The organism is Microvirga sp. jy35 (assembly GCF_056148915.1).
In genome coordinates, this window is the sequence record NZ_JBWBEW010000038.1 from 12757 (window position 1) to 35629 (window position 22873).

Sequence of the window (22873 nt, forward strand, 5' to 3'; positions counted from 1 at the left end):
GCCTTTTTACTTATGTCGTGTATAGCTGCCGTTTCATGCCGCTTGTTGCGGCGCACGATGATCATTGAAGAAAGGACACGGGGGTAAGTGTCATGACCGAGCGGTGGACGCCCGACAGCTGGAGAAACAAGCCGATCCAGCAGGTTCCAGCCTATCCGGACCTCGAGGTGCTTGAGAGCGTCGAGCAGCAGCTCGCCGGCTTTCCTCCGCTCGTCTTTGCAGGCGAAGCCCGCAAGCTGAAGAAGACCCTGGCCAAGGTCGCCAAGGGCGAGGCCTTCCTGCTCCAGGGCGGCGACTGCGCCGAGAGCTTCGCCGAGCATTCGGCCGACAACATCCGCGACTTCTTCCGCCTGTTCCTCCAGATGGCCGTGGTGCTCACCTATGCGGGCGGCTCGCCCGTGGTGAAGGTGGGCCGCGTGGCCGGGCAGTTCGCCAAGCCGCGCTCGGCTCCGACCGAGACCATCGACGGGGTCGAGCTGCCGAGCTACCGGGGCGACATCATCAGCGACATCGCCTTCACGCCTGAGGCCCGCACGCCCGACCCGCGCCGCCAGCTCATGGCCTACCGCCAGTCGGCCGCGACGCTCAACCTGATCCGCGCCTTCGCCACCGGCGGCTACGCCAATCTCGAGAACACCCATCGCTGGATGCTGGGCTTCGTGAAGGATTCGCCGCAATCCTCGCGCTACAGCGAGCTCGCCGAGCGCATCACCGAGAGCATCAACTTCATGCGGGCCATCGGGATCGATCCCGAGACCCATCCCGAGATGCGCTCGACGGATTTCTACACCAGCCACGAGGCGCTGCTGCTCGGCTACGAGGAGGCCATGACCCGGGTCGATTCCACGACCGGCGACTGGTACGCCACCTCCGGCCACATGCTCTGGATCGGCGACCGAACCCGCCAGCCCGACCATGCGCATATCGAATACATGCGCGGCATCAAGAACCCGATCGGCCTCAAGTGCGGCCCGTCGCTCTCGGCCGACGGGCTGCTCAGGCTCATCGATGCCCTCAACCCTGACGACGAGTCCGGCCGCCTGACCCTGATCTGCCGCTTCGGCGCAGGCAAGGTGGGCGATCATCTGCCGGGCCTGATCCGCGCGGTGGAGCGGGAAGGCCGCACGGTGGTGTGGTCCTGCGATCCCATGCACGGCAACACCATCAAGGCGGGCTCGGGCTACAAGACGCGGCCGTTCGAGCAGGTCATGAGCGAGGTGCAGGACTTCTTCGCCATCCATCAGGCGGAAGGGACCCACGCGGGCGGCATCCACCTGGAGATGACCGGCAAGAACGTGACGGAATGCACCGGCGGCGCCCGCGCGCTGACCGATGCGGACCTGCGCGACCGCTACCACACCTATTGCGATCCGCGCCTCAATGCCGAGCAGGCGCTGGAAATCGCGTTCCTGACCTCGGAACTCATCAAGCGCGAGCGCCAGTCAAGGGAACAACCGACCGCCCTTGCGGCGGAGTAAGGGACTGGTCAGACTAAGAAAAAGGGGCGCCTCGGGCGCCCCTTTTTCTTTTACGCATACGCTACTCTACTGGTATTCGAACTCAGCTCAGCCATCCCATGAAGAAGAGGATGAGAATGATCGGCAGGGGAATGCCGATGAGCCAAAGCAAGCCGCCTTTCAACATGTCAGTCTCCCAGGTAATTTCATGTTGGAACAACGAACTGGACAGTAACGGGTTCCCACAAAGCTTGAGCTTTCAACGGCCTTGGATCCGCCCGGGTCCCTTGAGGCCCGGCCTGAGCGGCAGGAAGGGATCAGCGCGGCTCCCTCGGGGCTGAACTGTCGTGGGAAAGCTCACCTCTTTGCATTGCTGCGCAATCGGCAGCGCGCTAAATCCCTTACGCATCGTACGAAGAAGTGATGCCCGGTTTTCCCGCGCTGAACGATGCGCCGCTTCGGGGATTGAGCATCACAGGAATCCCAAAGGTGGCCTCCACATTTGGGTGTGATGCTCGAGGTGCCATGGCTCAGAACATTCTCAAGATCGCGCTCGCGCAGCTCAACCCCATCGTCGGCGACGTGGCCGGCAACGAAGAGATGGCGCGGCGGGCCCGTGCCGAGGCAGCCCGGATGGGGGCGGACATCGTGATGTTCGCCGAGCAGTTCCTCGCGGGCTATCCCGCCGAGGACCTCGTGCTGAAGCCCGCCTTCCAGGATACCTGCCGGGCGGCGCTCGAGCGGCTCGCCCGCGAGACGGCGGACGGCGGTCCCGGCATGCTGATCGGTTTGCCCTGGCGAGAGGGCGACGCGCTCTACAACGCTTATGCGCTCCTGGACGGCGGCACCGTCTCCGTCCGCTTCAAGGTCGACCTGCCCAATTACGGCGTCTTCGACGAGAAGCGCAATTTCGAGGAAGGTCCTTTGCCGGGGCCGGTCAACTTCCGGGGCATCCGCTTGGGGTTGCCCATCTGCGAGGACATCTGGAGCGGTGACGTGGTCGAGTGCCTTGCCGAGACCGGTGCCGAGATGCTGCTCGTGCCGAACGGCTCGCCCTATTGGCGCGGCAAGACGGAGGAGCGCTTCAACATCGCGGCCGCCCGCGTGACCGAGAGCGGTCTTCCGCTCGTCTATCTCAACCAGGTGGGCGGTCAGGACGAGCTCGTCTTCGACGGCGCCTCCTTCGTGCTCAATGCGGATTGCTCGCTCGCCTGCCAGCTGCCGGCCTACGAGGAGACCATCGCGCTCACCACCTGGGAGAAGGGCGAGGAGGGCTGGGTCTGCCGGGAGGCTCCGGTCGTGACCGTGGAGGAGGGCGAGGAGGCCGACTACGCCGCCTGCGTGCTCGGCCTGCGGGACTACGTGGAGAAGAACCGCTTCCCCGGCGTGGTGCTGGGGCTGTCCGGCGGCATCGATTCCGCCATCTGCGCCGCCATGGCGGTCGATGCGCTCGGGCCGGAGCGGGTCCATTGCGTGATGCTGCCCTACCGCTACACCTCCGGCGAGTCCCTGAAGGACGCAGAGGAATGCGCCAAGGCGCTCGGCGTACGTTACGACACCCTGCCGATCGCCGAGCCCGTGGAGGGATTCGAAGCCGCGTTGCAGCCCCTGTTTGCAGGCAGGGAGCGGGACATCACCGAGGAGAACCTCCAGAGCCGTGCCCGCGGTACGATCCTGATGGCGATCTCGAACAAATTCGGATCCATGGTGCTGACCACCGGCAACAAGTCGGAGATGTCGGTCGGCTACGCCACGATCTACGGCGACATGAACGGCGGCTTCAATCCGATCAAGGATCTCTACAAGATGGAGGTCTACCGCATCTCCGCCCTGCGCAACCGCTGGAAGCCGAAGGGTGCGCTCGGACCCGATGGAATCGTCATCCCCGAAAACATCCTCACCAAGGCACCCACCGCGGAGTTGCGCGAGAACCAGAAGGACCAGGACTCGCTCCCGCCTTACGAGGATCTCGACGAGATCCTGCGCGGGCTCGTGGAGCAGGAGCTTCGGGTCTCCGAGATCGTGGCGAAGGGCTACGATCTGGAGGTCGTCAAGAAGGTGGAGCGCCTGCTCTACATCGCCGAGTACAAGCGCCGGCAGGCGGCGCCCGGCGTGAAGGTCACGCGCCGGAACTTCGGCCGCGACCGCCGCTATCCGATCGTCAACCGCTACCGGGACCAGGGTCTGGCGGCTCACCAGAAGGACGAAGCCCTGGAGCGCGCCATCGGCAAGCCGCGCACCGGCTCGATGGACGTGTAGGGCACCCTCCACATACCCTCCTCCCCCTTATGGGGAGGAGTTGGAGGTGGGGGTGCCGGCGCCACGCTGATTCAGCCCTGCGCTCACACCCCACCCTTGATCCCTCCCCACAAGGGGGAGGGAATGAGGTCTGAGCGCTATCAAAGGCCCATCGCCCCTTGCGCGCCTTCGCTCCCTTCGTCATAGGGTTGGCGCATGTCCAAGCCCATCGTCCGCTTCGCCCCGTCTCCGACCGGGCACATCCATATCGGCAACACCCGCGTCGCCCTGCTCAACGCGCTCTATGCGCGGCGGGAGGGCGGCACCTTCATCCTGCGCTTCGACGACACGGATCTGGCGCGCTCGAAGCAGGAATATGCGGATTCCATCGAGGCCGATCTGCACTGGCTCGGCATCCCGCCCGACGTGATCGTCCGCCAGTCGAATCGGTTCGATCTCTATGGCGCCGCCGCCGAGCGGCTGAAGGCGGCCGGGCGGCTTTATCCCTGCTACGAGACGCAGGAGGAGCTGGAGTTCCGCCGCAAGCGCCAGCTCGCCCGTGGCCTGCCGCCGATCTACGACCGGGCGGCCCTGAGGCTCACGGACGAGGACCGATTGAGGCTCGAAGGCGAGGGCCGCAAGCCCCACTGGCGCTTCCACCTGGAGTCCACGAACGTCGCCTGGGAGGATCTCGTTCGCGGCCATTGCCACGTGGATTGCAGCTCGCTCTCCGACCCGGTGCTGGTGCGCGAGGACGGCACCTATCTCTACACCCTGCCGTCGGTGGTGGACGACATCGACCTCAAGATCACGCATGTGATCCGGGGCGAGGACCACGTGACCAACACGGCGGTGCAGATCCAGATCTTCGAGGCTCTGGGCGCGTCCGCTCCCACCTTCGCCCATCACAGCCTGCTGATCACGGCAAGCGGCGAGGGGCTGTCGAAGCGCCTCGGCCATCTGTCGGTGAAGGGCCTGCGCGATGCCGGTCTCGAGCCGCAGGCGGTCGCATCCCTGGCTGTTCTCGTGGGTTCGGCCGAGTCCGTGCGGCCGGTGGCCGATCTCAACGAGCTCGCCAGGCTGATCGACTTTTCGCACATCTCCCGCGCGCCGGCAAAGTTTGACGAGAGCGAGCTGGAGCACCTCAACGCCCGTCTCATTCACGAGATGCCCTATGAGGTCGCTCGCGCGCGGCTGGCGCAGCTCGGCGCCGATGAGGGAGAGGCGTTCTGGAATGCGGTGCGCGGCAACCTGACGAAGGTTCAAGACGCGGCGGAGTGGGCCAAGGTCGTGCGCGGTCCTGTGACACCGGTGATCGAGGACAGGGCCTTCATCGACGCTGCCGCCGGGGTTCTCCCGGAAGCCCCTTGGGACGCCACCTGCTGGAAGGCCTGGACGGAAGCGGTGAAAGCCGCCACGGGCGTGAAGGGCAAGGCGTTGTTCATGCCCCTGCGTCTTGCGCTGACAGGGCTCGACCATGGTCCCGAACTGGCGCCGCTGTTACCGCTGATCGGACCTGAGCGGGCGAGGGCGCGCTTGTCAGGGCAGGTGGCTTGAATTTCTCTTCGTCATGGCCGTCCCCGGACTTGATCCGGTGATCAGTCCCGGCCATCTCGTTTCTGAAAAGCGCCTCATCTGATCGAGATCACCGGCACAAGGCCGGTGATGACGTTTGGTGAACTAGGCCTTTATCCTGTAGCCCGTCCTGAAGATCCACCCGATGGCGGCGAGGCAGATGAGCATGAAGACCAGGGTCATGCCGAGGCTGATGCCTACGCCCACATCCGCAACGCCGTAGAAGCTCCAGCGGAAGCCGCTCACCAGATAGACCACCGGGTTGAACAGGGCGATCGTCTGCCAGAAGGGCGGCAGCATGTTGATGGAATAGAAGCTGCCGCCGAGGAAGGCGAGCGGCGTCACGATCATCAGGGGGACGATCTGCAGCTTCTGGAAGCTGTCGGCCCAGATGCCGATGATGAAGCCGAACAGGCTGAAGGTGACGGAGGTCAGCACCAGGAAGGCGATCATCCAGACCGGATGCGCGATGGAGAAATCCACGAAGAGCCGCGCCGTGATCAGGATGATGGTGCCAATGACGATCGACTTGGTGGCGGCCGCCCCCACATAGCCGATCACGGTCTCCACCGCGGAGATGGGGGCCGAGAGGACCTCGTAGATGGTCCCGGTGAATTTCGGCATGTAGATGCCGAAGGAGGCGTTCGAGATGCTCTCGGTGAGGATGGAGAGCATGATCAGGCCGGGCACGATGAAGGCCCCGTAGCTCACCCCCTCGATGCTGGCCATGCGCGAGCCGATGGCCGAGCCGAACACGATGAAGTAGAGCGAGGTCGAGAGCACCGGCGAGGCGATGCTCTGCATGATCGTGCGCCAGGTGCGCGCCATCTCGAAGAGATAGATGGCCTTGATTCCATAGAAGTTCATGAGCGCCCCCGCACCAGGCTGACGAAGATCTCCTCCAGCGAGCTCTCGGAGGTCTGGAGGTCCTTGAAGTCGATGCCGTGCTCGTTCAGGCGGCGCAGGAGGCCCGCGATGCCCGTCTCATGGCTTTGCGTGTCGAAGGTGTAGACGAGCTCGTTGCCGTCCTCGGAGAGCTGCAGATTCGCGGATTGCAGCTCGGCAGGCAGGCTCGAGAGCGGGCTCTGCAGGTGCAGGGTGAGCTGCTTCTTGCCCAGCTTCTGCATGAGCACATGCTTGTCCTCGACCAGGATGATCTCGCCCTTGTTGATCACCCCGATCCGGTCGGCCATCTCCTCGGCCTCCTCGATGTAGTGGGTGGTCAGGATGATGGTGACGCCGTTCTCGCGCAGCTGTCTGACCATCTCCCACATGTCCCGCCGCAGCTCCACGTCGACGCCGGCGGTCGGCTCGTCGAGGAACAGGATGCTGGGTTCATGCGACAGGGCCTTGGCGATCATCACCCGGCGCTTCATGCCCCCCGAGAGCGTCATGATCTTGCTGTCACGCTTCTCCCACAGGGAAAGGTCCTTCAGGATCTTCTCCAGATAGGCCGGATTGGGCGGCTTGCCGAAGAGGCCCCGGCTGAACGTCACCGTAGCCCACACGCTCTCGAAGGCGTCCGTGGTGAGCTCCTGCGGCACGAGCCCGATCTTCGTGCGGGCGGGCCGGAAATCCCGAATGATGTCATGGCCGTCCGCGATGATGGTTCCGGTGCTCGGATTGACGATGCCGCAGATGATGCTGATGAGCGTCGTCTTGCCGGCTCCGTTGGGGCCCAGGAGTGCGAAGATCTCGCCTTTCCGGATTTCCAGGTCGACCTCTTTCAGGGCCTGGAAGCCGGAGGCATAAGTCTTGGTCACACCGGCGACGGTGATGATGGGTTTCGATGCCCCCATGGGCTGGGGCATCTGCAGGGAATCGAGCGGTTTCATGCCGGGGTGATAGCATGACGGGAAGCGGCGCGGAATGGACCCTGACCGCTGCTGTCATCCCCGGCGAGCGAAGCGAGGGAAGGGGATCCATCGCGCCGAGGGTGCGGGTGGATTCCCTTCCCCTGCGATGGCTTCCGCCATCTCCGGCCGGGAATGACAAGTCGCGCTTGGTTCAGAACTTTCAGTTCTGGACGTTCGGCACCGGGATCACGTCGGGTGCGATCACCCGCACGGTTTTCCTCTGGCCGTTGCCGGCTGCAACCTCGCGGGTCGCGCCTTCGCCCTGGCGGACGATGGTGCTGTTCTCGATCGACTGGGGGCCGATGCCGGCGGATTCCCTGCTCGCGGTCGGCGCCGCGGCGGCGATCTCGGCGGCCTCCTTGGCCTCCTCCTCGGCCTTCTTGTCGGCAGCCTTGCGGGCGGCCTGCACCTTGGGACGCGACAGTTCCTCGGCCTTCTCCGCGGTGACGATCAGGTCGCCCTTGCGCTGCTCGAGCATGCTCTCGGCCTTGCGCAGCACCACCGCCCAGCTCTCGTTGGGCTTCTTGCAGGCGCAGCTTTCATCGAAGCTCTTGCGGAACTTGAAGGCGTTCGCCAGCGACGTATAAGGTTGGTTCGAGGAGAGCGAGGCGGCCCGGTTGAGGCCGTTGTCCCCACCGGGGTAGGAATAGGCAACCGTCTCCGTGCCGGGGCAGAGGGCCTGGCACATCTCGTTGGCGCTCTGGCCGCCGCCCGGCGGAGTGGTGAGCGGGAAGAACGAGCCGTCGCAGGTCTTCACGCAGATCAGGCGCCCACCGCCCAAGGATCGAGGTCCGTCATCGGCGATGATGGGCTGGCCTTCGGGCATGACCTGCTGCTGCTGCGGCTGGCGTGGGGCACCGAAGAGGGATTCGAAGAAGCCGCGGGGCTCCGTGGAGCAGGTCTGCTGGACCGCGGCCTGGAGTTGCCGGCGCCGGGCTTCGATCTCCCCCTGGTCGATGCCCTGTGCGGCGAGGCGGGCATAGCCGCCCTCGAGCTGGCGGATCTGCGCGGCGATGGAGCCGCATTCCGCAGGAGCAGGGCCCGCCAGGAAGCCAAGGGGACCGCGTTCGCAGCCGATGTTGCGGTAATAGGTGACGAGCCGGTTGATCTCCGCCCGCTGCGCGCGCATCTGGCCGGTCGGCGCGCTGCCGCCGCTGCGCTCCAGGGACGCCAGTTCGGCCTGGAAGCGCTGGCACTGCGCGGACTGGGCGAGCGCCGCCTGTCCGGCGGCCAGAAAGGCCGTCAGGGCGATGAGGGAGCGGAGAAAAGATGTCTTTGTCATGAAGCTGATCGCAGAACCGGTCCGTTGGGCATCATATGCCGGGTTGGCTCGTCATGTGACGCCCGAATTTGACCCTATTGTGATTAACGCCTTGCCCGCTCCAGGAGAAGCTGTCTAGCTTTCCCGTTATGGCGACTCCAGAATGAGAACCAGCATGTACTCTCATACGACCATCGGGGCAAATGACCTGGCCCGGGCGCGGGTCTTCTACGATGCCGTCTTCGCGCCGCTCGGGCACGAGGTCCGGTACTCGGACGACATGCTCGTCGGGTGGGGAGCGCCGGGTGGACCGCCGCAGTTCCTGGCGGCTCGGCCCTTCAACGGAGAGGCTCCGAGCGCCGGCAACGGGGCCATGATCGCCCTGCTCGCGCCCAGCCGCGGCGTCGTCGATGCCTGCCATGCGGCGGCCCTGGAGCAGGGCGGCACTGACGAGGGCGGGCCGGGCCTGCGGCCGCACTATCACAAAGACTACTACGGGGCATATTTCCGCGACCCCGATGGCAACAAGATCTGCGTCGTCTGCCATCAGCCCGAGTAGCCCCTCGTCAAAGGCCGAAGCCATCCCCACATGACGGCGTAACGGTGGGAGACGAATCGACGATGATGGCCCGAATCGCATTGGCCCTGACCCTTGCCATGGCTGCCGCTACCGGCGCCGTGGCTCAGGAGCCCGACCTGATCTTCAAGAAGTCCACGGTCTGGCGGGCGCTCACCCCGGACGACAAGCTCGCCGTCTACGGCCTGGACGATCCGGTGGTCGAGGGCGTGGCCTGTCATTACACGACCCCGGAACGCGGCGGCATCGCCGGCACCTTCGGGGTTGCCGAGGAGGTGTCCGACATCTCGCTCGCCTGCCGGCAGGTCGGCCCAGTGAAGTTCAAGCAGAAATTCGGCCAGGGGGACGTGGTGTTCAGCGAGCGCCGCTCCCTGATCTTCAAGAAGATGCAGATCGTGCGCGGCTGCGACGTGAAGCGCAACACCCTGGTCTACATGGTGTACTCGGACCGGCCGATCGAAGGCTCGCCCAAGAATTCCACCTCGACCGTGCCCCTGATGCCCTGGGGCACCGAGGTGCCTCAGAAATGCGGGGAGTGGCTGAACTCGTAAGCCGTCAGCCTGCGCTTCCGTTCAGCAGCAGTCTCGCGGCCGTCGCCCACATGATGAGCCCGATGGCGATGTCGAGAACCCGCCATGTGCCGGGCCGGGCGAACAGCGGCTTCAGCAGGCGGGCTCCGAAGCCGAGGGAGAAGAAGAACACGAAGGAGGCCAGCATGGCCCCGGCGGCGAACAACCCCTTGCCCTCATCGAACTGGGTCGAGATCGAGCCGATCAGGACCACCGTATCGAGATAGACATGCGGGTTGAGCCAGGTGAGGGCGAGGCAGGTGAGCACCGCCCGACCAAGACCCGCAGGCTCCGCCTCGGACGGCCTCAAGGAAGCCGATCCGAAGGCCGCCATGAAGCTCCGCGCGCCATAGACGAGGAGGAACGCGGCGCCTCCATAGCGCAGAACCGTCTCGGCCCATGGCACCTGCGCGCTGAGCTGAGCGAAGCCGGAAACGCCTGCCAGGATGAGCGCCGCATCCGAGACCGCACAGGTCAGGCACACGGCGAGAACATGTTCGCCGCGCAGGCCGATGCGCAGCACGAAGGCGTTCTGGGCACCGATGGGAAGGATGAGGCTGAGTCCGAGCAGGAAGCCGGCGAGAAAAGGAGCGGTCATGTCGAGGATCCCAAGAGGAGTCGACGTTCCCTAGGATCGATCGTAGGATTAGGACAGTTAAAGTCTCTGATCTCAGCTTAGAGAAACTAATTCCATGCTGGATTATGCCCTCCTGTCCGCCCTGGCTGCCGTGGTGCGCACCGGCAGCTTCGAGCGGGCGGCGCAGCAGCTGAACGTGACGCCTTCGGCTGTGTCGCAAAGGATCAAGCTCCTGGAGGAGAGGATCGGTGCCGCCCTCGTCATCCGCGGGACGCCCTGCCTAGCCACGGAGACCGGCCAGCGTCTGTGCCAGCATGTGGAGCAGGTGGCGCTCCTGGAGAACTCTCTGCGCCGGTCGCTTCCAGGTCTCGCGCCCGTGTCGCGCCCGGTGACCCTCCGCATCGCGGTCAATGCGGACAGCCTCGCCACCTGGTTCATTCCGGCGATGGCCGAGACGGAAGGGTTCCTGTTCGATCTCGTGGTGGACGACCAGGATTACAGCGCCGACTGGCTGCGGCGCGGCGAGGTTGTGGCAGCCGTAACCTCCCATGGGAAGCCGATCCAGGGGTGCAACTGCCATCCCTTGGGAGCCCTGCGCTATGTCGCCACGGCAAGTCCGGAATATGTGGCGCGGTGGTTCGCCGAGGGGCTGGACGAGCACTCGATCGCCCGCGCCCCGTGCCTGGTCTTCAATCAGAAGGACAGGCTGCAGGCCTTGTGGCTGCGTCAGACCCTGGGAGCGGACGTGCAGCCGCCGATCCATTGGCTGCCCTCATCCCAGGCCTTCGTGGATGGCGCGTTGGCAGGATTGGGCTGGGGCATGAATCCGGAAACGCTGGTTCAGGATCATCTTCGTGCAGGAAGACTGGTGGCCCTGAAACCGGGTCAGGTTCTCGAGCTGCCCCTGTACTGGCAGCAGAGTCGTATCGTCAGCTCGCTGCTGGGGGACGTGACCCAGGCCGTCCTGAAGACGGCCCGGACCCTGCTGGCATCGATGCGGTCGGCCTAGGGCTCAGTTCGAGCAGGTCACCGAGACCGGCGGCTCCTTTGGGCCGTAGGAGGCCTTCTGGATGGTTCCCGTGATCTCATCGGGGGAAACCTGCCGGAAGGAAACGGCCTTGGCGTATCCGTGAGCCTCGCACCAGGCGTTCGCCACAACTTGGCCACAAGCCTGGTTTGATATGAGGCATTCCGCGACGCCATAACCGTCAGCGGCCGGGACCATGAAGGTCGCTTCTGTCGAAGAGGCCTGGGTACCATTGGGAAGCAGCGTCAGGGACGCGGCTGCAAAAAACACGGCAGTACCCATTCCGAGCATGGCAAATGCGCGGCGCATCGTAGACCTCTTTGTTTGAACTCGTGCCATTATGGCGCGAGTGTGCGTGAACAAAGCTCTAACGCGCTTAAGCTGAACCCGTTTCATGCGGTCGTGTAAATTCAACATGATTACCAAATCGGAAATCTTGACGACTTCAGCCTGAAAAGGCATTGATGGCTTCATGAACACGGCATCGATCCTCATTTCCGGGATTATTTGCGGCTAGCGCACTTCGCTGGCTGGAGCCGTCTCGTTCTCATTCCAAGATCGAAACCACCCTCCGGCCTGCGGCCTGACAGGGGTATGGTTTCATGGCGGCCAAGCTTCGCCTCTACAACACGCTGACCCGGTCGAAGGACGATTTCGTCCCGATCGACCCTGAGAACGTGCGCCTCTACGTCTGCGGACCCACCGTCTACGACTACGCCCACATCGGCAACGCCCGCCCGATCATCGTCTTCGACCTTCTCTTCCGTCTGCTGAGACATGTGTACGGCAGAGAAGCCGTGACGTATGTGCGCAATATCACCGATGTGGACGACAAGATTAACGCCCGCGCCGCCCGGGATTACCCGGGTCTGCCGCATAACGAGGCGATCCGGGTCGTCACGGGGAAGACCGAGGAGCAGTTCCACGCCGATATCCGGGCGCTCGGCGTGCTCATGCCCGAGGACGTGAACGAGGAGGGCAAGCCCCCGCGCTTCGTCGAGCCCCGGGCGACCGAGCATATCGACGAAATGCGCATGATCATCGAGCGGCTGATCGCCCGCGGGGCGGCCTATGTGGCCGAGGAGCACGTGCTCTTCTCGGTCGCGGCCATGCAGAGCCTCAGTGGGGTGCCGAAATACGGCGCCTTCTCCAAGCGCTCCCTCGACGAGCTGCTCTCCGGCGCCCGGGTGGACGTGGCGCCCTACAAGCGCGACTCCATGGACTTCGTGCTCTGGAAGCCCTCCGGGCCGCAGGATCCCGCCTGGGCCTCGCCCGCCGGCATCCATACCCCGGGCCGTCCCGGCTGGCACATCGAGTGCTCGGCCATGGCATGGCGGCACCTCGTGCAGGCCTTCGAGACGCGGCTCACCTGCAGCGATCCGACGGAGCGCGAGATCTTCGACATCCACGGCGGCGGCATCGACCTCGTGTTCCCGCACCACGAGAACGAGATCGCGCAGTCTTGCTGCGCCTTCGAGACGCCGCGCATGGCCAATGTGTGGATGCACAACGGCTTCCTGCAGGTGGAAGGCGAGAAGATGTCGAAGTCGCTGGGCAATTTCTTCACCATCAACGAACTGCTGCAGGATTGGCCCGGCGAGGCGCTGCGCTTCAACATGCTGCGCACCCATTACCGCCAGCCCATCGACTGGACCGTGAAGGGGCTCGAGGAAAGCGAGAAAACCCTCGACCGCTGGTATGAGCTGGCGGGCAGGGGAGACATCGATTTTCTGTCGGACCACATCATCGATGCGCTCGCGGACGATCTCAACACGCCGAAGATGCTGGCGGAGCTTCATGCCCTCGACGGGCAGGGGGCTCACGATGAACTCGGCGCGAACCTTCGTGCACTGGGCTTCCTGCTCGAAGGGGCAGAGGCCTGGAAGGCGCGCAAGCAGTCGGCGTTGAGTGTCGATCCCGCACAGGTCGAGGCACTCATTGCCGCCCGCAAGGAAGCGCGCGCGTCGAAGAACTGGCCTGAATCCGACCGCATCCGCGACGAGCTCGCGGCGCTGAACGTCGTAGTGAAGGACAACAAGGACGGCACGACTTCTTGGGAGGTTGCGCGATGACCGACATCGTACTCTCCACCGTCATCCCCGGGCTTGTCCCGGGGATCCACGTCTTTGCGACGTTGTGGTTCCAGGACGTGGATGGCCCGGACACACCCGGCCATGACGCCGATGAGACATGTTGTGCATGGATCGAGGGAGGGGCGCGCTGATGGGACAGGCATTGCCGAAGCCTGGGCTTCGCCCCTTCCTGCCGGCGGATCTCCCGCTGCTCGTCGACATCTACGAGGAGAGCATCGCGCAGCTGACAGCTGAGGATTACAGCGAGAGCCAGCAGGAGGCCTGGATGGCTCTCGCCGACGACGATGCCTTCGCCGAGACGCTCACGAAGAGCCTCACGCTGGTGGCCACCGTCGAAGGCTCGCCCGTCGGCTTCATTGCGCTCAAGGACAACGAATTGATCGAGCTGTTCTACGTGCATCCGGCTGTGGCAGGCCAAGGGATCGGCACGATGCTCTACGATGCGGTCGAGAAGCTCGCCGGCGCGCGCGGCGCCCAGCGTCTCGTCGCCGAGGTGAGCGACAATGCGCAGCCGTTCTTTCAGAAGCAGGGCTTCCAGCCACAACGGCGCAACACCGTGCCGCTCGGCGATGAATGGCTCGGCACCACCACCATGGAAAAGCGTCTGACGCCCCAGGAAGACAGGAAGTTGTCGTCATGAGCCGAGAACGCGTCACTCTCTTCGACACGACGCTGCGCGACGGGGCGCAGACCACGGGGGTCGATTTTTCGCTCGAGGACAAGAAGGCGATCGCCACGCTCCTCGACCGGCTCGGCATCGACTACGTGGAGGGCGGCTATCCGGGGGCAAACCCGCTGGACACCGCCTTTTTTGCTGAGAAGCGCACCAAGAACGCCAAGTTCACGGCGTTCGGCATGACGAAGCGTGCCGGGCGCTCGGTGTCGAACGATCCAGGTGTCGCGGCTCTGCTCGAGGCTGAGGCCGATGCCATCTGCTTCGTCGCCAAGGCCTGGGACTATCACGTCCGCGTGGCGCTGGAGACAACGCCGGAGGAGAATCTCGCCGGCATCCACGAGAGCGTCGAGGCCGCCCGCGCCAAGGGCCGCGAGGTGCTGGTCGATTGCGAGCATTTCTTCGATGGCTACAAGGCCAATCCCACCTACGCGCTCTCCTGCGTGAAGACCGCCTATGAGGCAGGGGCACGCTGGATCGTGCTCTGCGACACCAATGGCGGCACGCTGCCCCACGAGGTGACGGAGATCGTCTCCACGGTGACGACGTTGGTGCCGGGCGACCATCTCGGCATTCATGCCCATGACGATTGCGGCTGCGCAGTCGCCAACTCCTTAGCCGCCGTCGAGGCAGGAGCACGCCAGATCCAGGGCACCCTCAACGGCCTCGGCGAGCGCTGCGGCAACGCCAATCTCATCACGCTGATCGGCGCCCTGAAGCTGAAGGACGGCTATGCGGCCCGCTTCGATCTCGCCGTTACCGAGGCCTCTTTAAGCCAGCTCACCCATGTGTCGCGGCAGGTGGACGAGATCCTCAACCGCCAGCCGAACCGTCACGCGCCTTTCGTGGGCTCCAGCGCCTTCGCCACGAAGGCCGGCATCCATGCCTCCGCGGTGCTCAAGGACCCGCGCACCTACGAGCATGTGGAGCCGGAGGTCGTCGGCAATGCACGCAAGGTTCTGGTGTCCGACCAGGGCGGACAGTCGAACATCCTGGCAGAGCTGAAGCGCTGCGGCTTCGAACTCGAAAAGGGCGATCCGCGCATCGCGCGCGTGCTCGACGAGGTGAAGCGCAAGGAAGCGGAAGGCTTCGCGTTCGAGGGCGCGGACGCCTCCTTCTACGTGCTGGTCAAGCGCATGCTCGGCGAAGTGCCAGCCTTCTTCGATGTGGAGCGGTTCTCGGTCAACGTGGAGCGCCGCTTCAACGCGATCGGCGAACTGGTCACGGCATCCGAGGCCATCGTGAAGGTGCGCGTCGGCGACGAGGTGCTGATCTCGGCAGCCGAAGGCAACGGCCCGGTGAACGCGCTCGACGTGGCGCTGCGCAAGGACCTCGGCAAGTACCAGCACCTGATCCAGGACCTGGAGCTCGTGGACTACAAGGTGCGCATCTATCAGGGCGGTTCGGATGCGGTCACCCGCGTGCTGATCGAGTTCGCCGACGCAACAGGCGAACGCTGGACCACCATCGGCGTCTCCCCCAACATCATCGACGCCTCGTTCCAGGCGCTGACGGACTCGATGATCTACAAGCTGCTGAAGGGCGGGGCGGTGCTGTAGATCGCCGGTCGGCATCTGTCCACGCGTCTTTCCTTCCTGCTGTCGATTCTGGCCGGCGTCTTTCTGCCCGCCCAGGTACCCATCCATGCGGCGCTGGCACGGGCGCTGTGAGTGGCGCATCGCCGTCCGGGAGTGCTGTCGCCGCATCCTAATGATCCTGGGGCTCGCTGGGCTTCATGTCGTCATCTCCAAGGCCTCGCGCCTTTTGGCGGATGACCTACCTGCAATCTTGATACCCGCACAACCGACTGAGTTTTCCAGACGGCAAGGAGTTAAGGTATTCCCGAAGCTGAAAAGAGTTTGGCTGGATCACGTCTAGCGAGCGCATGGGATGCGTACGCCTTGATCAGAGGCCGGTCTCGCAAAGATGCAATCAATGATTGTTTATGTCGTTCCGTAATAAGTATCATAAGTACTTACGATTAAAGCATAATTTCTAATTACACCCTTCATATCGAGAGTACAGGCGGTCTCGGAACATGGTATTCTTGGTAATCTTGTATCAAGAAGGATCGTCGTATCATGCTCAGTCCACTCGAGATGGCTTATCTGGAATACGTGAGGGTGCATGGCGGCCAAGCCGGAGGCGATGCGGCTAAGAAGGGGGTCTATTGGGGCGCCCAGGCCGGCACGGGCGAGGGTGGCGTTGGCGGTGTGGGCGGCGGCAGTAGCGTTAGCGTCAGTGTTAGAATTATGCCCAATGGCGGCATGAATACGCATAGGAATGATATTAAAGAATATAATTTTGTCGTGCATACCGATGGGAGGATCGAAACGAACGTCCTGCATGAAGATGGGCGCAGAACAATAACCACGACGCCAGCGGTTTCTACTGGAAATAATGGTGAGGCCGTATCCCTGCCAAAGAACGGAGGGACTGTTTACATACCCACGCAAGTGGCGGTGGATACAGAGGTCAAATTCCTTATGATATCTTCGCCCCGTCCAGACATCCCCGGCGATAAAGAAAAAGCGGTGGTGCAGACGACTACGACCATCAGATTCTCTGATGGGTCGAGCATGGTCATAAGGGACTCTGGTGTCTATGACGGCACAAGGAGCCCTGGCTCTGTGCAATTGCTAGGCGTTGAGGACGCATACATTGAGAGAATTAGGCTCGAAGACAGCCTTCGCATCGAAAGGGAGCGTCTGGAACTGATCGATGGGATCAAGGACGGTCGCATCAGGGTCATCCAAACCGGCACCGAGGCCCAATACATCAACTATAAGGAGGGCACCGAGGGGCACGACGAGCTTGCCGGTTCTGGGATGCTGAACGGGCTGGGTGGCGACGACATGCTCACCGGGTCCGACGACGTCAACGGCATGGACGTGCTCGACGGCGGCGACGGCGCCGATAACCCTGAGCGGCGGCCAGGGCATGGATGTTCTTGTCGGCGGAGCGGGGGCCGACCGGCTCATCGGCGGCGAGGGCTTCGACATCGCCAGCTATGCGCCTGCTGCCAGCGGTCTCGTGGTCAACCTGTCCGATGCATCCCGGAACACGGGCGACGCAGCCTGCGACGGGTACTTCTCCGTCGAAGGTGTCGTGGGCTCGCAGCACGATGACATGCTCACCGGAAACGCTGACGGCAACCGCCTGGAGGGCGGCAAAGGCAACGACGTGCTCGACGGCAACGAGGGCGGCGACGCTCTCTACGGCGATGAGGGCGACGACCGTCTCTACGCCGGCTCCGGTGCGGACGTGCTCGACGGCGGCGAGGGCCGGGATACAGTGAGCTACGCCCAGCGCGGCATCGGCGTGGAGGTCTATCTCTGGGATCTGGCGCGCAACCGAGGCGCCGCTCACGGCGACACCTACAAGGACATCGAGGTGATCGACGGCACGCGGTTCAACGACATCCTCGAAGGGGATGTTGCGGCCAATGCGTTCTGGGGCGATGCGGGTGATGACCTGCTCAGGGGCGGCGGCGGCGCCGACACGCTTTCGGGCGGCAGCGGCGACGACCGGCTCGAAGGCGGCTGGGGTGAGGGCGCCGATCGGCACGACGGCGGGGCAGGCTGGGACACGGTCAGCTACTGGTCGGCTCACGGTGCTGTTGAAATTTACTTGCATGATGTGTCCCGCAACACGGGTTGGGCCGCAGGCGACACCTACGCCAATGTCGAGGTGTTTGACGGCTCGACCCACAGCGATGTGATGGAAGGCGACGGTACCGGCAACACCTTCTGGGGCGATGCCGGCCATGACGTGCTCAAGGGCTTCGGCAGCAACGACGTGCTCAAAGGCGGCGCCGGCGGCGATCAGCTCTCCGGCGGCGCGGGCGCGGACCTCCTCGACGGCGGCGCCGACTTCGACTTTGCCGTCTACACTGATGCCATCTCTCGCGTAGTGGTGGACCTGATGAACATGGCCCGCAACCAGGGCGGGGCGGCCGGCGACGTGTACGTGTCCATCGAGGGGCTGAAGGGATCGAGCCACAACGACGAGTTCTCCGGCACCGCCAGCTGGGACGGCTTCTACGGCCAGGGCGGCGACGACGTGCTCGAGGGCCGGGGCGGCGGCGACCAGCTCGACGGCGGCGAGGGCTTCGACTTTGCCGTGTACTGGGGCGCGGCCTCAGGCGTGACGGCGAGCCTGCTGGCGGGCTACGGCCTTCAGGGCGATGCGGCCGGCGACGCGTTCGTGTCGATCGAGGGCCTGCAGGGCTCGAGCCATGGCGACACGCTCTCGGGCAACGGAGTGGGCAACACCCTCTACGGCTGGGGCGGCAACGACCTGCTTCAGGGCTACAGCGGCAACGACTACATCCATGGCGGGGACGGGGCCGACACGCTCTCGGGCGGGGAAGGCCAGGACTGGCTGGTGGGGGCGGCAGGCCGTGACGTATTCCGCTTCGACCAGGCACCGCAGGGCGCGGGCCTCGACACGATCGAGGATTTCAGTGCGGCGGAGGACCGGATTGCGCTGGCCACCAACGTGTTCGGCTTGGCGGCCGTGAAGCCGGACCCGTGGACGGGCGTGGTGCTCAACGGCACGCTGACGGCATCCACGTTCAAGGTGGGCGGGGCAGCGACGCTCTCCAGCCACCGGATCGTGTACGACCAGGGCACAGGCGCCCTGTACTACGATGCGGACGGCTCCGGCAGCCAGGTGCAGTTTGCCCAGCTGCAGAAGGATGTCGTGACTGAGAAGTACGCGGCGCTCACCGCAGCCCACTTCCAGCTCTTCACCCTCTGACACCACAAACACACAAACAAAGAGCCGGCCCAAAAGGCCGGCTCTTTCGTGTTTGATGGATCGATTGCCCGAGGAGGTGGTCCGCTAGAACTTCGTCTCGATCATCTCTGCGTTACTCACGATCCCGACCCGCCGGGCGGCGTTCTCCAGCATCGGAATGACGTCCTCCACACGCTCGGCCACGAGGTAGTTGAGCTCGAGGCCGGGGCGGATGAAACCCTGCTCGCGCATGTGGGCGATCAGGGTGAGGAGCGGCTTCCAGAAGCCCTTGGTGCTCAGCATCAGGATCGGCTTGGTGTGGCGGCCGAGCTGAGACCAGGTCATCTGCTCGACAAGTTCCTCCAGCGTGCCGATGCCGCCGGGCATGGCCACGAAGGCGTCGGCCTTCTCGAACATCAGCCGCTTGCGGGTGTGCATGTCCGGCACGACGAGGGTTTCCTGCACGTCGTCGAGGAGCTTCTCGCGGGATTTGAGAAATTCCGGGATAATCCCTGTGACATATCCGCCATGGTCGAGGACGGACTGGGCCACGGTGCCCATCAGGCCCACATTGCCGCCGCCGTAGACGAGATTGATCCCCTGTTCGGCCATGAAGCGGCCCAAAGCTGCTGCATTCTCGGCGAAAATGGGGTCGTCTCCGAAGCCGGAGCCGCAATAGACACAGATGGATTTGATCGGTTTGACGGATGACATGGGCATTTCGGGGAGGCGGGGAGCCTCCCGCGCTGAGTCGTAGAGCATCAATTTGTCCTTTATGGCCGTAGCCTTTTGAAAGATAAACGGATTAAATGGCGGAAAGTGCCGCGTTCGAGAAAAAGCATCATGGCGCAACCGAAACAGTTAAAGGGCACGATCGCGCTTCTGGGCGCTGCCGCCGCAGCCGTCGTCGCGGTGCTCCTGGGCGTGCTTTACGGGTCGTGGTCGGGAAGGCCTGAGACCTCCCAGAACGCGACGCCCGCCCAGACGGCCCAGCCTTCCGCGCCGCCGGCGCAGCCTGCGCCCGGCCAGCAGCAGGCCGCCGCCAAACCGCCGGGCCAGAGCGAGGCGCCCCCGGCACAGGGCAAGGAAGCCCCTGTCGTTCCCTCCTTCGACGTGGTGCGCATCGAGCCGGACGGGGAGAGCGTCATTGCGGGCCGCGCAGCCCCCGGCGCCACCATCGAGCTTCTCAGGGGCGATCAGGTTCATGCCCGCGCCGCGGCCGATGCTTCCGGCCTGTTCGCCATCGTGCCGCCGCCCCTGCCGCCCGGATCCCATCAGGTGGTGCTGCAATCCATCGCGCCGGACGGGACGCGCCAGCGCTCCGCCCAGGCCGTCACGGTCGTGATCACGGACGGCAAGACCCGGCCGCTCGTGACCCTGACTTCTCCGGACGCGCCTACCGTGGTCCTGTCCAACCCCGAGCCTCCCGCGGCCAAGGTGGCCGAGGCGCCAGGGCCTGAAGCCAAGCCCCCTGAGCCCGCCGCTCCTCCTGCGCCCCAGCAGCAGGCAGGCGTCGCTCCAACGGTCTCCCCGCCCGCATCTCCTGTGCCGGTCCCGGCTTCACCGGCGGGGGCCCCCGCTCCTCGGCCTGAAATCAAGATCGTGACGGTCGAGGCGGAGGAGGGGAAGCTGTATGTGTCCGGGCAATCCTCGCCGGGAGCCACCGTTCGGCTCTACCTCAACGAGAGCTTCATCGCTCCCGGAGGAGCCGGGGGTGACGGCCGGGTGTCCTTCTCCATCGCCAGCGGCGTGAAGCCCGGTGATTACCGAATCCGTTTGGACGATGTGGATCCGGTCTCCGGTCAGGTGCGCTCCAGAGCCGAGGTGGGCTTCAACGTGCCGGTGCAGGTCGCCTCGGCTCAGCCCCAGGTTCCTGCGACGGCTCAGCCGCGAGCATCCGGCTCACCGGCGCCCGCCCAGCCCCAGACCTCGCGCGATGTGGCTTCAGCCTTGCCGCAGGCGCAGGTGGCCGATGCCGGCATGGTGGTGATCCCCAACATCAACACCGCCATCGTGTCCCGCGGCGACAATCTCTGGCGCATCAGCCACCGTATCTATGGCAAGGGCCTTCGCTATACGGTGATCTACGGCGCGAACCAGGAGCAGATCCGCAACCCCAACCTGATCTATCCCGGCCAGGTCTTCGTGCTGCCGGGCGATCAGGAGCCCAGGAGCAACTAGCTCGGGGAGAGAGTCGGCTTCCGGCCCAACTGCACAGGACATTTGTTGGAGCAGGGTGAATTCGCCCTGCCGATAGCCTATATCGAGGTCCAAGATTTCGATTGGATCCTCAACTTATGCCTCCCTCCACCGCCGTCCCGTTGACAGGCGCAGCCCGGCCCGAGCCGAGCGGCTTGACTGCTACCTGGAAGAAGCTCTGGCCCTACATCTGGCCCCACGGCCGGCCGGACCTCCAGCGGCGTGTCTTTCTGGCCTTCGGCCTGCTTCTGATCGCTAAGGGCGTCACGATGGTGACGCCGTTTGCCTTCAAATGGGCGACGGACGCGCTCGTGGCCGTCACGAGCAGCGGCAACCAGGCCACGGAGGCAGCCGCCACCGCCGGATCCTGGATCTGGAAGGCGCCCATCCTGCTGACGGCGATCTATGGGCTCACCCGCATCCTCATGGCAGTGCTCACGCAGGTCCGCGACGGCATCTTCGCCAAGGTTGCCATGCATGCGGTGAGACAGCTCGCCCTGCAGACCTTCGAGCACATGCATCGCCTGTCCCTGCGCTTCCACCTGGAGCGCAAGACCGGGGGCCTGACCCGCGTGCTCGAGCGCGGCCGCGAAGGGATCGAGGAGCTGTCGCGCCTCGTGGTGCTGACGCTTCTGCCGACGATCCTCGAATTCGTTCTCGTGCTGGGCCTGCTCGCCTGGGAGTTCAACTGGGTCTATTCGGCGGTCGTCTTCGTCATGGTGGTCGTCTATCTCGCCTATACCTACAAGGCGACCCAGTGGCGGATCGGAATTCGCAAGCAGATGAACGACTCGGATACGGATGCCAACACCAAGGCGGTGGACTCGCTCCTGAACTACGAGACGGTGAAGTATTTCGGCGCCGAGCAGCGGGAGACCGCCCGCTACGACCGCTCCATGGCGGGCTATGAGAAGGCCTCGACCCAGACCTATACGTCCCTCGCCGTGCTCAATGCCGGCCAGGCGGTGATCTTCTCCATCGGCATGGCCATCGTGATGGTGCTGGCGGCGCAGGATATCATAAACGGCAACGCCTCCATCGGCAGCTTCGTGCTGGTCAACGCCATGCTGGTGCAGCTCTACATCCCGCTGAACTTCATGGGCATGCTCTACCGCGAGATCAAGCAGGCGATGATCGACATCGACGACATGTTCCAGATCATCGACCGCAACCCGGAGATCCAGGACAAGCCGGGCGCCAGGCCGCTTCAGGTCGATGAGGGCGTGGTGCGCTTCGAGGACGTGCATTTCGCCTACATCCCCGAGCGGCCCATCCTCAAGGGCGTGAGCTTCGAGGTGCCGGCCGGGCATACGGTGGCCATCGTCGGCCCGTCGGGTGCCGGCAAGTCGACGATCTCACGCCTGCTGTTCCGCTTTTACGAGCCCGCCAGCGGCCGCATCCTCATCGACGGGCAGAACATCGCCGAGGTGCAGCAGGCATCCCTGCGCAAGGTCATCGGCATGGTCCCGCAGGACACGGTGCTGTTCAACGACACCATCGGCTACAACATTCAGTACGGCCGCTGGGACGCAACCCCCGAGGAGGTGAGGGAGGCGGCGAACCTCGCCCAGATCGATCGGTTCATCGGCCTCCTGCCGGAGGGCTACGACACGCCTGTCGGCGAACGGGGCCTGAAACTTTCGGGCGGCGAGAAGCAGCGGGTGGCGATTGCGCGCACCATCCTCAAGGCGCCTCCGATCCTGGTGCTCGACGAGGCGACATCGGCCCTGGACACCTTCACCGAGAAGGAGATCCAGGACGCCCTCGACCGGGTCAGCCGCGGCCGCACCACCCTGGTCATCGCCCATCGCCTGTCCACTGTCATCGGGGCCGACGAGATCATCGTCCTCGATCACGGGCGGATCGTCGAGCGCGGCAACCATGCGAGCCTGCTGGCCCACGGCGGGGTCTACGCCGCCATGTGGAACCGCCAGCGCGAGGCCGATCAGGCGAGAGAGACCCTCAAGCGGGCCGAGGAAGAGGAACGCAGCCCCGAGAGCGTGGCAGGTTGACGGACGCTCTTTCCCCTGC

Annotated in this window: 20 protein-coding genes; 13 read left to right on the forward strand and 7 right to left on the reverse strand. The window is 64.5% G+C overall.

Features of this window, described 5'->3' with window-relative positions:
• Positions 1-92: 92 nt before the first annotated feature.
• The 3 genes from AC0QTX_RS21550 to gltX all read left to right on the forward strand — a co-directional run bounded on the left by AC0QTX_RS21550 (position 93) and on the right by gltX (position 5252).
• On the forward strand, positions 93-1478 hold the full coding sequence (locus AC0QTX_RS21550) for a class II 3-deoxy-7-phosphoheptulonate synthase (RefSeq protein WP_474605872.1): 1386 nt from the start codon (positions 93-95) through the stop codon (positions 1476-1478).
• A 504-nt stretch (positions 1479-1982) separates the two neighbouring features.
• Positions 1983-3716, forward strand: coding sequence for an NAD+ synthase (locus AC0QTX_RS21555; RefSeq protein WP_474605873.1), 1734 nt, complete (start codon positions 1983-1985; stop codon positions 3714-3716).
• 195 nt (positions 3717-3911) lie between these two features.
• Positions 3912-5252 (forward strand): glutamate--tRNA ligase, encoded by a 1341-nt coding sequence (gene gltX, locus AC0QTX_RS21560; protein WP_474605874.1) that lies wholly within the window; start codon positions 3912-3914, stop codon positions 5250-5252.
• A gap of 123 nt (positions 5253-5375) precedes the next feature.
• Here gltX and AC0QTX_RS21565 read toward each other — a convergent pair whose 3' ends face one another.
• The 3 genes from AC0QTX_RS21565 to AC0QTX_RS21575 all read right to left on the reverse strand — a co-directional run bounded on the left by AC0QTX_RS21565 (position 5376) and on the right by AC0QTX_RS21575 (position 8408).
• Positions 5376-6137 (reverse strand): ABC transporter permease, encoded by a 762-nt coding sequence (locus AC0QTX_RS21565; RefSeq protein WP_474605875.1) that lies wholly within the window; start codon positions 6135-6137, stop codon positions 5376-5378.
• A complete protein-coding gene (locus tag AC0QTX_RS21570) occupies positions 6134-7069 on the reverse strand; it encodes an ABC transporter ATP-binding protein (RefSeq protein WP_474605916.1) in 936 nt (311 codons plus the stop codon). Before AC0QTX_RS21570 ends, AC0QTX_RS21565 begins: the two co-directional genes overlap by 4 nt.
• 217 nt (positions 7070-7286) lie before the next feature.
• Positions 7287-8408, reverse strand: a complete 1122-nt coding sequence (locus tag AC0QTX_RS21575) for a DUF2865 domain-containing protein (RefSeq protein WP_474605876.1) — start codon at positions 8406-8408, stop codon at positions 7287-7289.
• Positions 8409-8562: 154 nt separating this feature from the next.
• Here AC0QTX_RS21575 and AC0QTX_RS21580 point away from each other — a divergent pair, with 154 nt between their 5' ends.
• Together AC0QTX_RS21580 and AC0QTX_RS21585 are read left to right on the forward strand one after the other, a co-directional pair.
• On the forward strand, positions 8563-8946 hold the full coding sequence (locus tag AC0QTX_RS21580) for a VOC family protein (protein ID WP_474605877.1): 384 nt from the start codon (positions 8563-8565) through the stop codon (positions 8944-8946).
• Between the two features lie 62 nt (positions 8947-9008).
• Complete coding sequence (locus tag AC0QTX_RS21585) at positions 9009-9515, forward strand: CreA family protein (protein ID WP_474605878.1); 507 nt, start codon at positions 9009-9011, stop codon at positions 9513-9515.
• 4 nt (positions 9516-9519) lie between these two features.
• Here the strand turns inward: AC0QTX_RS21585 and AC0QTX_RS21590 are convergent, their stop codons facing one another.
• Positions 9520-10131 carry a LysE/ArgO family amino acid transporter gene (locus tag AC0QTX_RS21590; protein WP_474605879.1) on the reverse strand — a complete coding sequence of 204 codons (612 nt, stop codon included), beginning with the start codon at positions 10129-10131 and terminating at the stop codon, positions 9520-9522.
• A gap of 94 nt (positions 10132-10225) precedes the next feature.
• Between AC0QTX_RS21590 and AC0QTX_RS21595 the strand changes: the two genes are divergently transcribed.
• Positions 10226-11119 carry a LysR family transcriptional regulator ArgP gene (locus AC0QTX_RS21595; RefSeq protein ID WP_474605880.1) on the forward strand — a complete coding sequence of 298 codons (894 nt, stop codon included), beginning with the start codon at positions 10226-10228 and terminating at the stop codon, positions 11117-11119.
• Positions 11120-11122: 3 nt separating this feature from the next.
• Here AC0QTX_RS21595 and AC0QTX_RS21600 read toward each other — a convergent pair whose 3' ends face one another.
• The gene (locus tag AC0QTX_RS21600) at positions 11123-11446 is read right to left on the reverse strand and encodes a hypothetical protein (RefSeq protein WP_474605881.1); all 324 of its coding nucleotides are present in this window, start codon (positions 11444-11446) and stop codon (positions 11123-11125) included.
• A 293-nt stretch (positions 11447-11739) separates the two neighbouring features.
• On the opposite strand from AC0QTX_RS21600, the gene cysS reads away from it, so the two are divergent.
• From cysS to cimA, 4 genes are read left to right on the forward strand one after another with little or no spacing between them, the layout of a single operon-like run.
• Entirely contained in the window at positions 11740-13209 is a 1470-nt protein-coding gene (gene cysS / locus AC0QTX_RS21605) for a cysteine--tRNA ligase (RefSeq protein WP_474605882.1), read from the forward strand.
• Positions 13206-13361 carry a hypothetical protein gene (locus AC0QTX_RS21610; RefSeq protein WP_474605883.1) on the forward strand — a complete coding sequence of 52 codons (156 nt, stop codon included), beginning with the start codon at positions 13206-13208 and terminating at the stop codon, positions 13359-13361. The genes cysS and AC0QTX_RS21610 overlap by 4 nt, the downstream gene beginning before the upstream one ends.
• Entirely contained in the window at positions 13361-13870 is a 510-nt protein-coding gene (locus tag AC0QTX_RS21615) for an N-acetyltransferase family protein (RefSeq protein WP_474605884.1), read from the forward strand. The genes AC0QTX_RS21610 and AC0QTX_RS21615 overlap by 1 nt, the downstream gene beginning before the upstream one ends.
• A complete protein-coding gene (gene cimA, locus AC0QTX_RS21620; RefSeq protein WP_474605885.1) occupies positions 13867-15462 on the forward strand; it encodes a citramalate synthase in 1596 nt (531 codons plus the stop codon). Before AC0QTX_RS21615 ends, cimA begins: the two co-directional genes overlap by 4 nt.
• A 1080-nt stretch (positions 15463-16542) precedes the next feature.
• Here cimA and AC0QTX_RS21625 read toward each other — a convergent pair.
• The gene (locus AC0QTX_RS21625; RefSeq protein WP_474605886.1) at positions 16543-16845 is read right to left on the reverse strand and encodes a hypothetical protein; all 303 of its coding nucleotides are present in this window, start codon (positions 16843-16845) and stop codon (positions 16543-16545) included.
• On the opposite strand from AC0QTX_RS21625, the gene AC0QTX_RS21630 reads away from it, so the two are divergent.
• A complete protein-coding gene (locus AC0QTX_RS21630) occupies positions 16844-18664 on the forward strand; it encodes a calcium-binding protein (protein ID WP_474605887.1) in 1821 nt (606 codons plus the stop codon). The genes AC0QTX_RS21625 and AC0QTX_RS21630 overlap by 2 nt on opposite strands.
• An 84-nt stretch (positions 18665-18748) precedes the next feature.
• Here the strand turns inward: AC0QTX_RS21630 and AC0QTX_RS21635 are convergent, their stop codons facing one another.
• Positions 18749-19357 carry an LOG family protein gene (locus AC0QTX_RS21635; RefSeq protein WP_474605917.1) on the reverse strand — a complete coding sequence of 203 codons (609 nt, stop codon included), beginning with the start codon at positions 19355-19357 and terminating at the stop codon, positions 18749-18751.
• A gap of 129 nt (positions 19358-19486) precedes the next feature.
• On the opposite strand from AC0QTX_RS21635, the gene AC0QTX_RS21640 reads away from it, so the two are divergent.
• Positions 19487-20824 carry a LysM peptidoglycan-binding domain-containing protein gene (locus tag AC0QTX_RS21640; RefSeq protein ID WP_474605888.1) on the forward strand — a complete coding sequence of 446 codons (1338 nt, stop codon included), beginning with the start codon at positions 19487-19489 and terminating at the stop codon, positions 20822-20824.
• A 116-nt stretch (positions 20825-20940) separates the two neighbouring features.
• A complete protein-coding gene (locus AC0QTX_RS21645) occupies positions 20941-22854 on the forward strand; it encodes an ABCB family ABC transporter ATP-binding protein/permease (RefSeq protein ID WP_474605889.1) in 1914 nt (637 codons plus the stop codon).
• Positions 22855-22873: the final 19 nt, after the last annotated feature.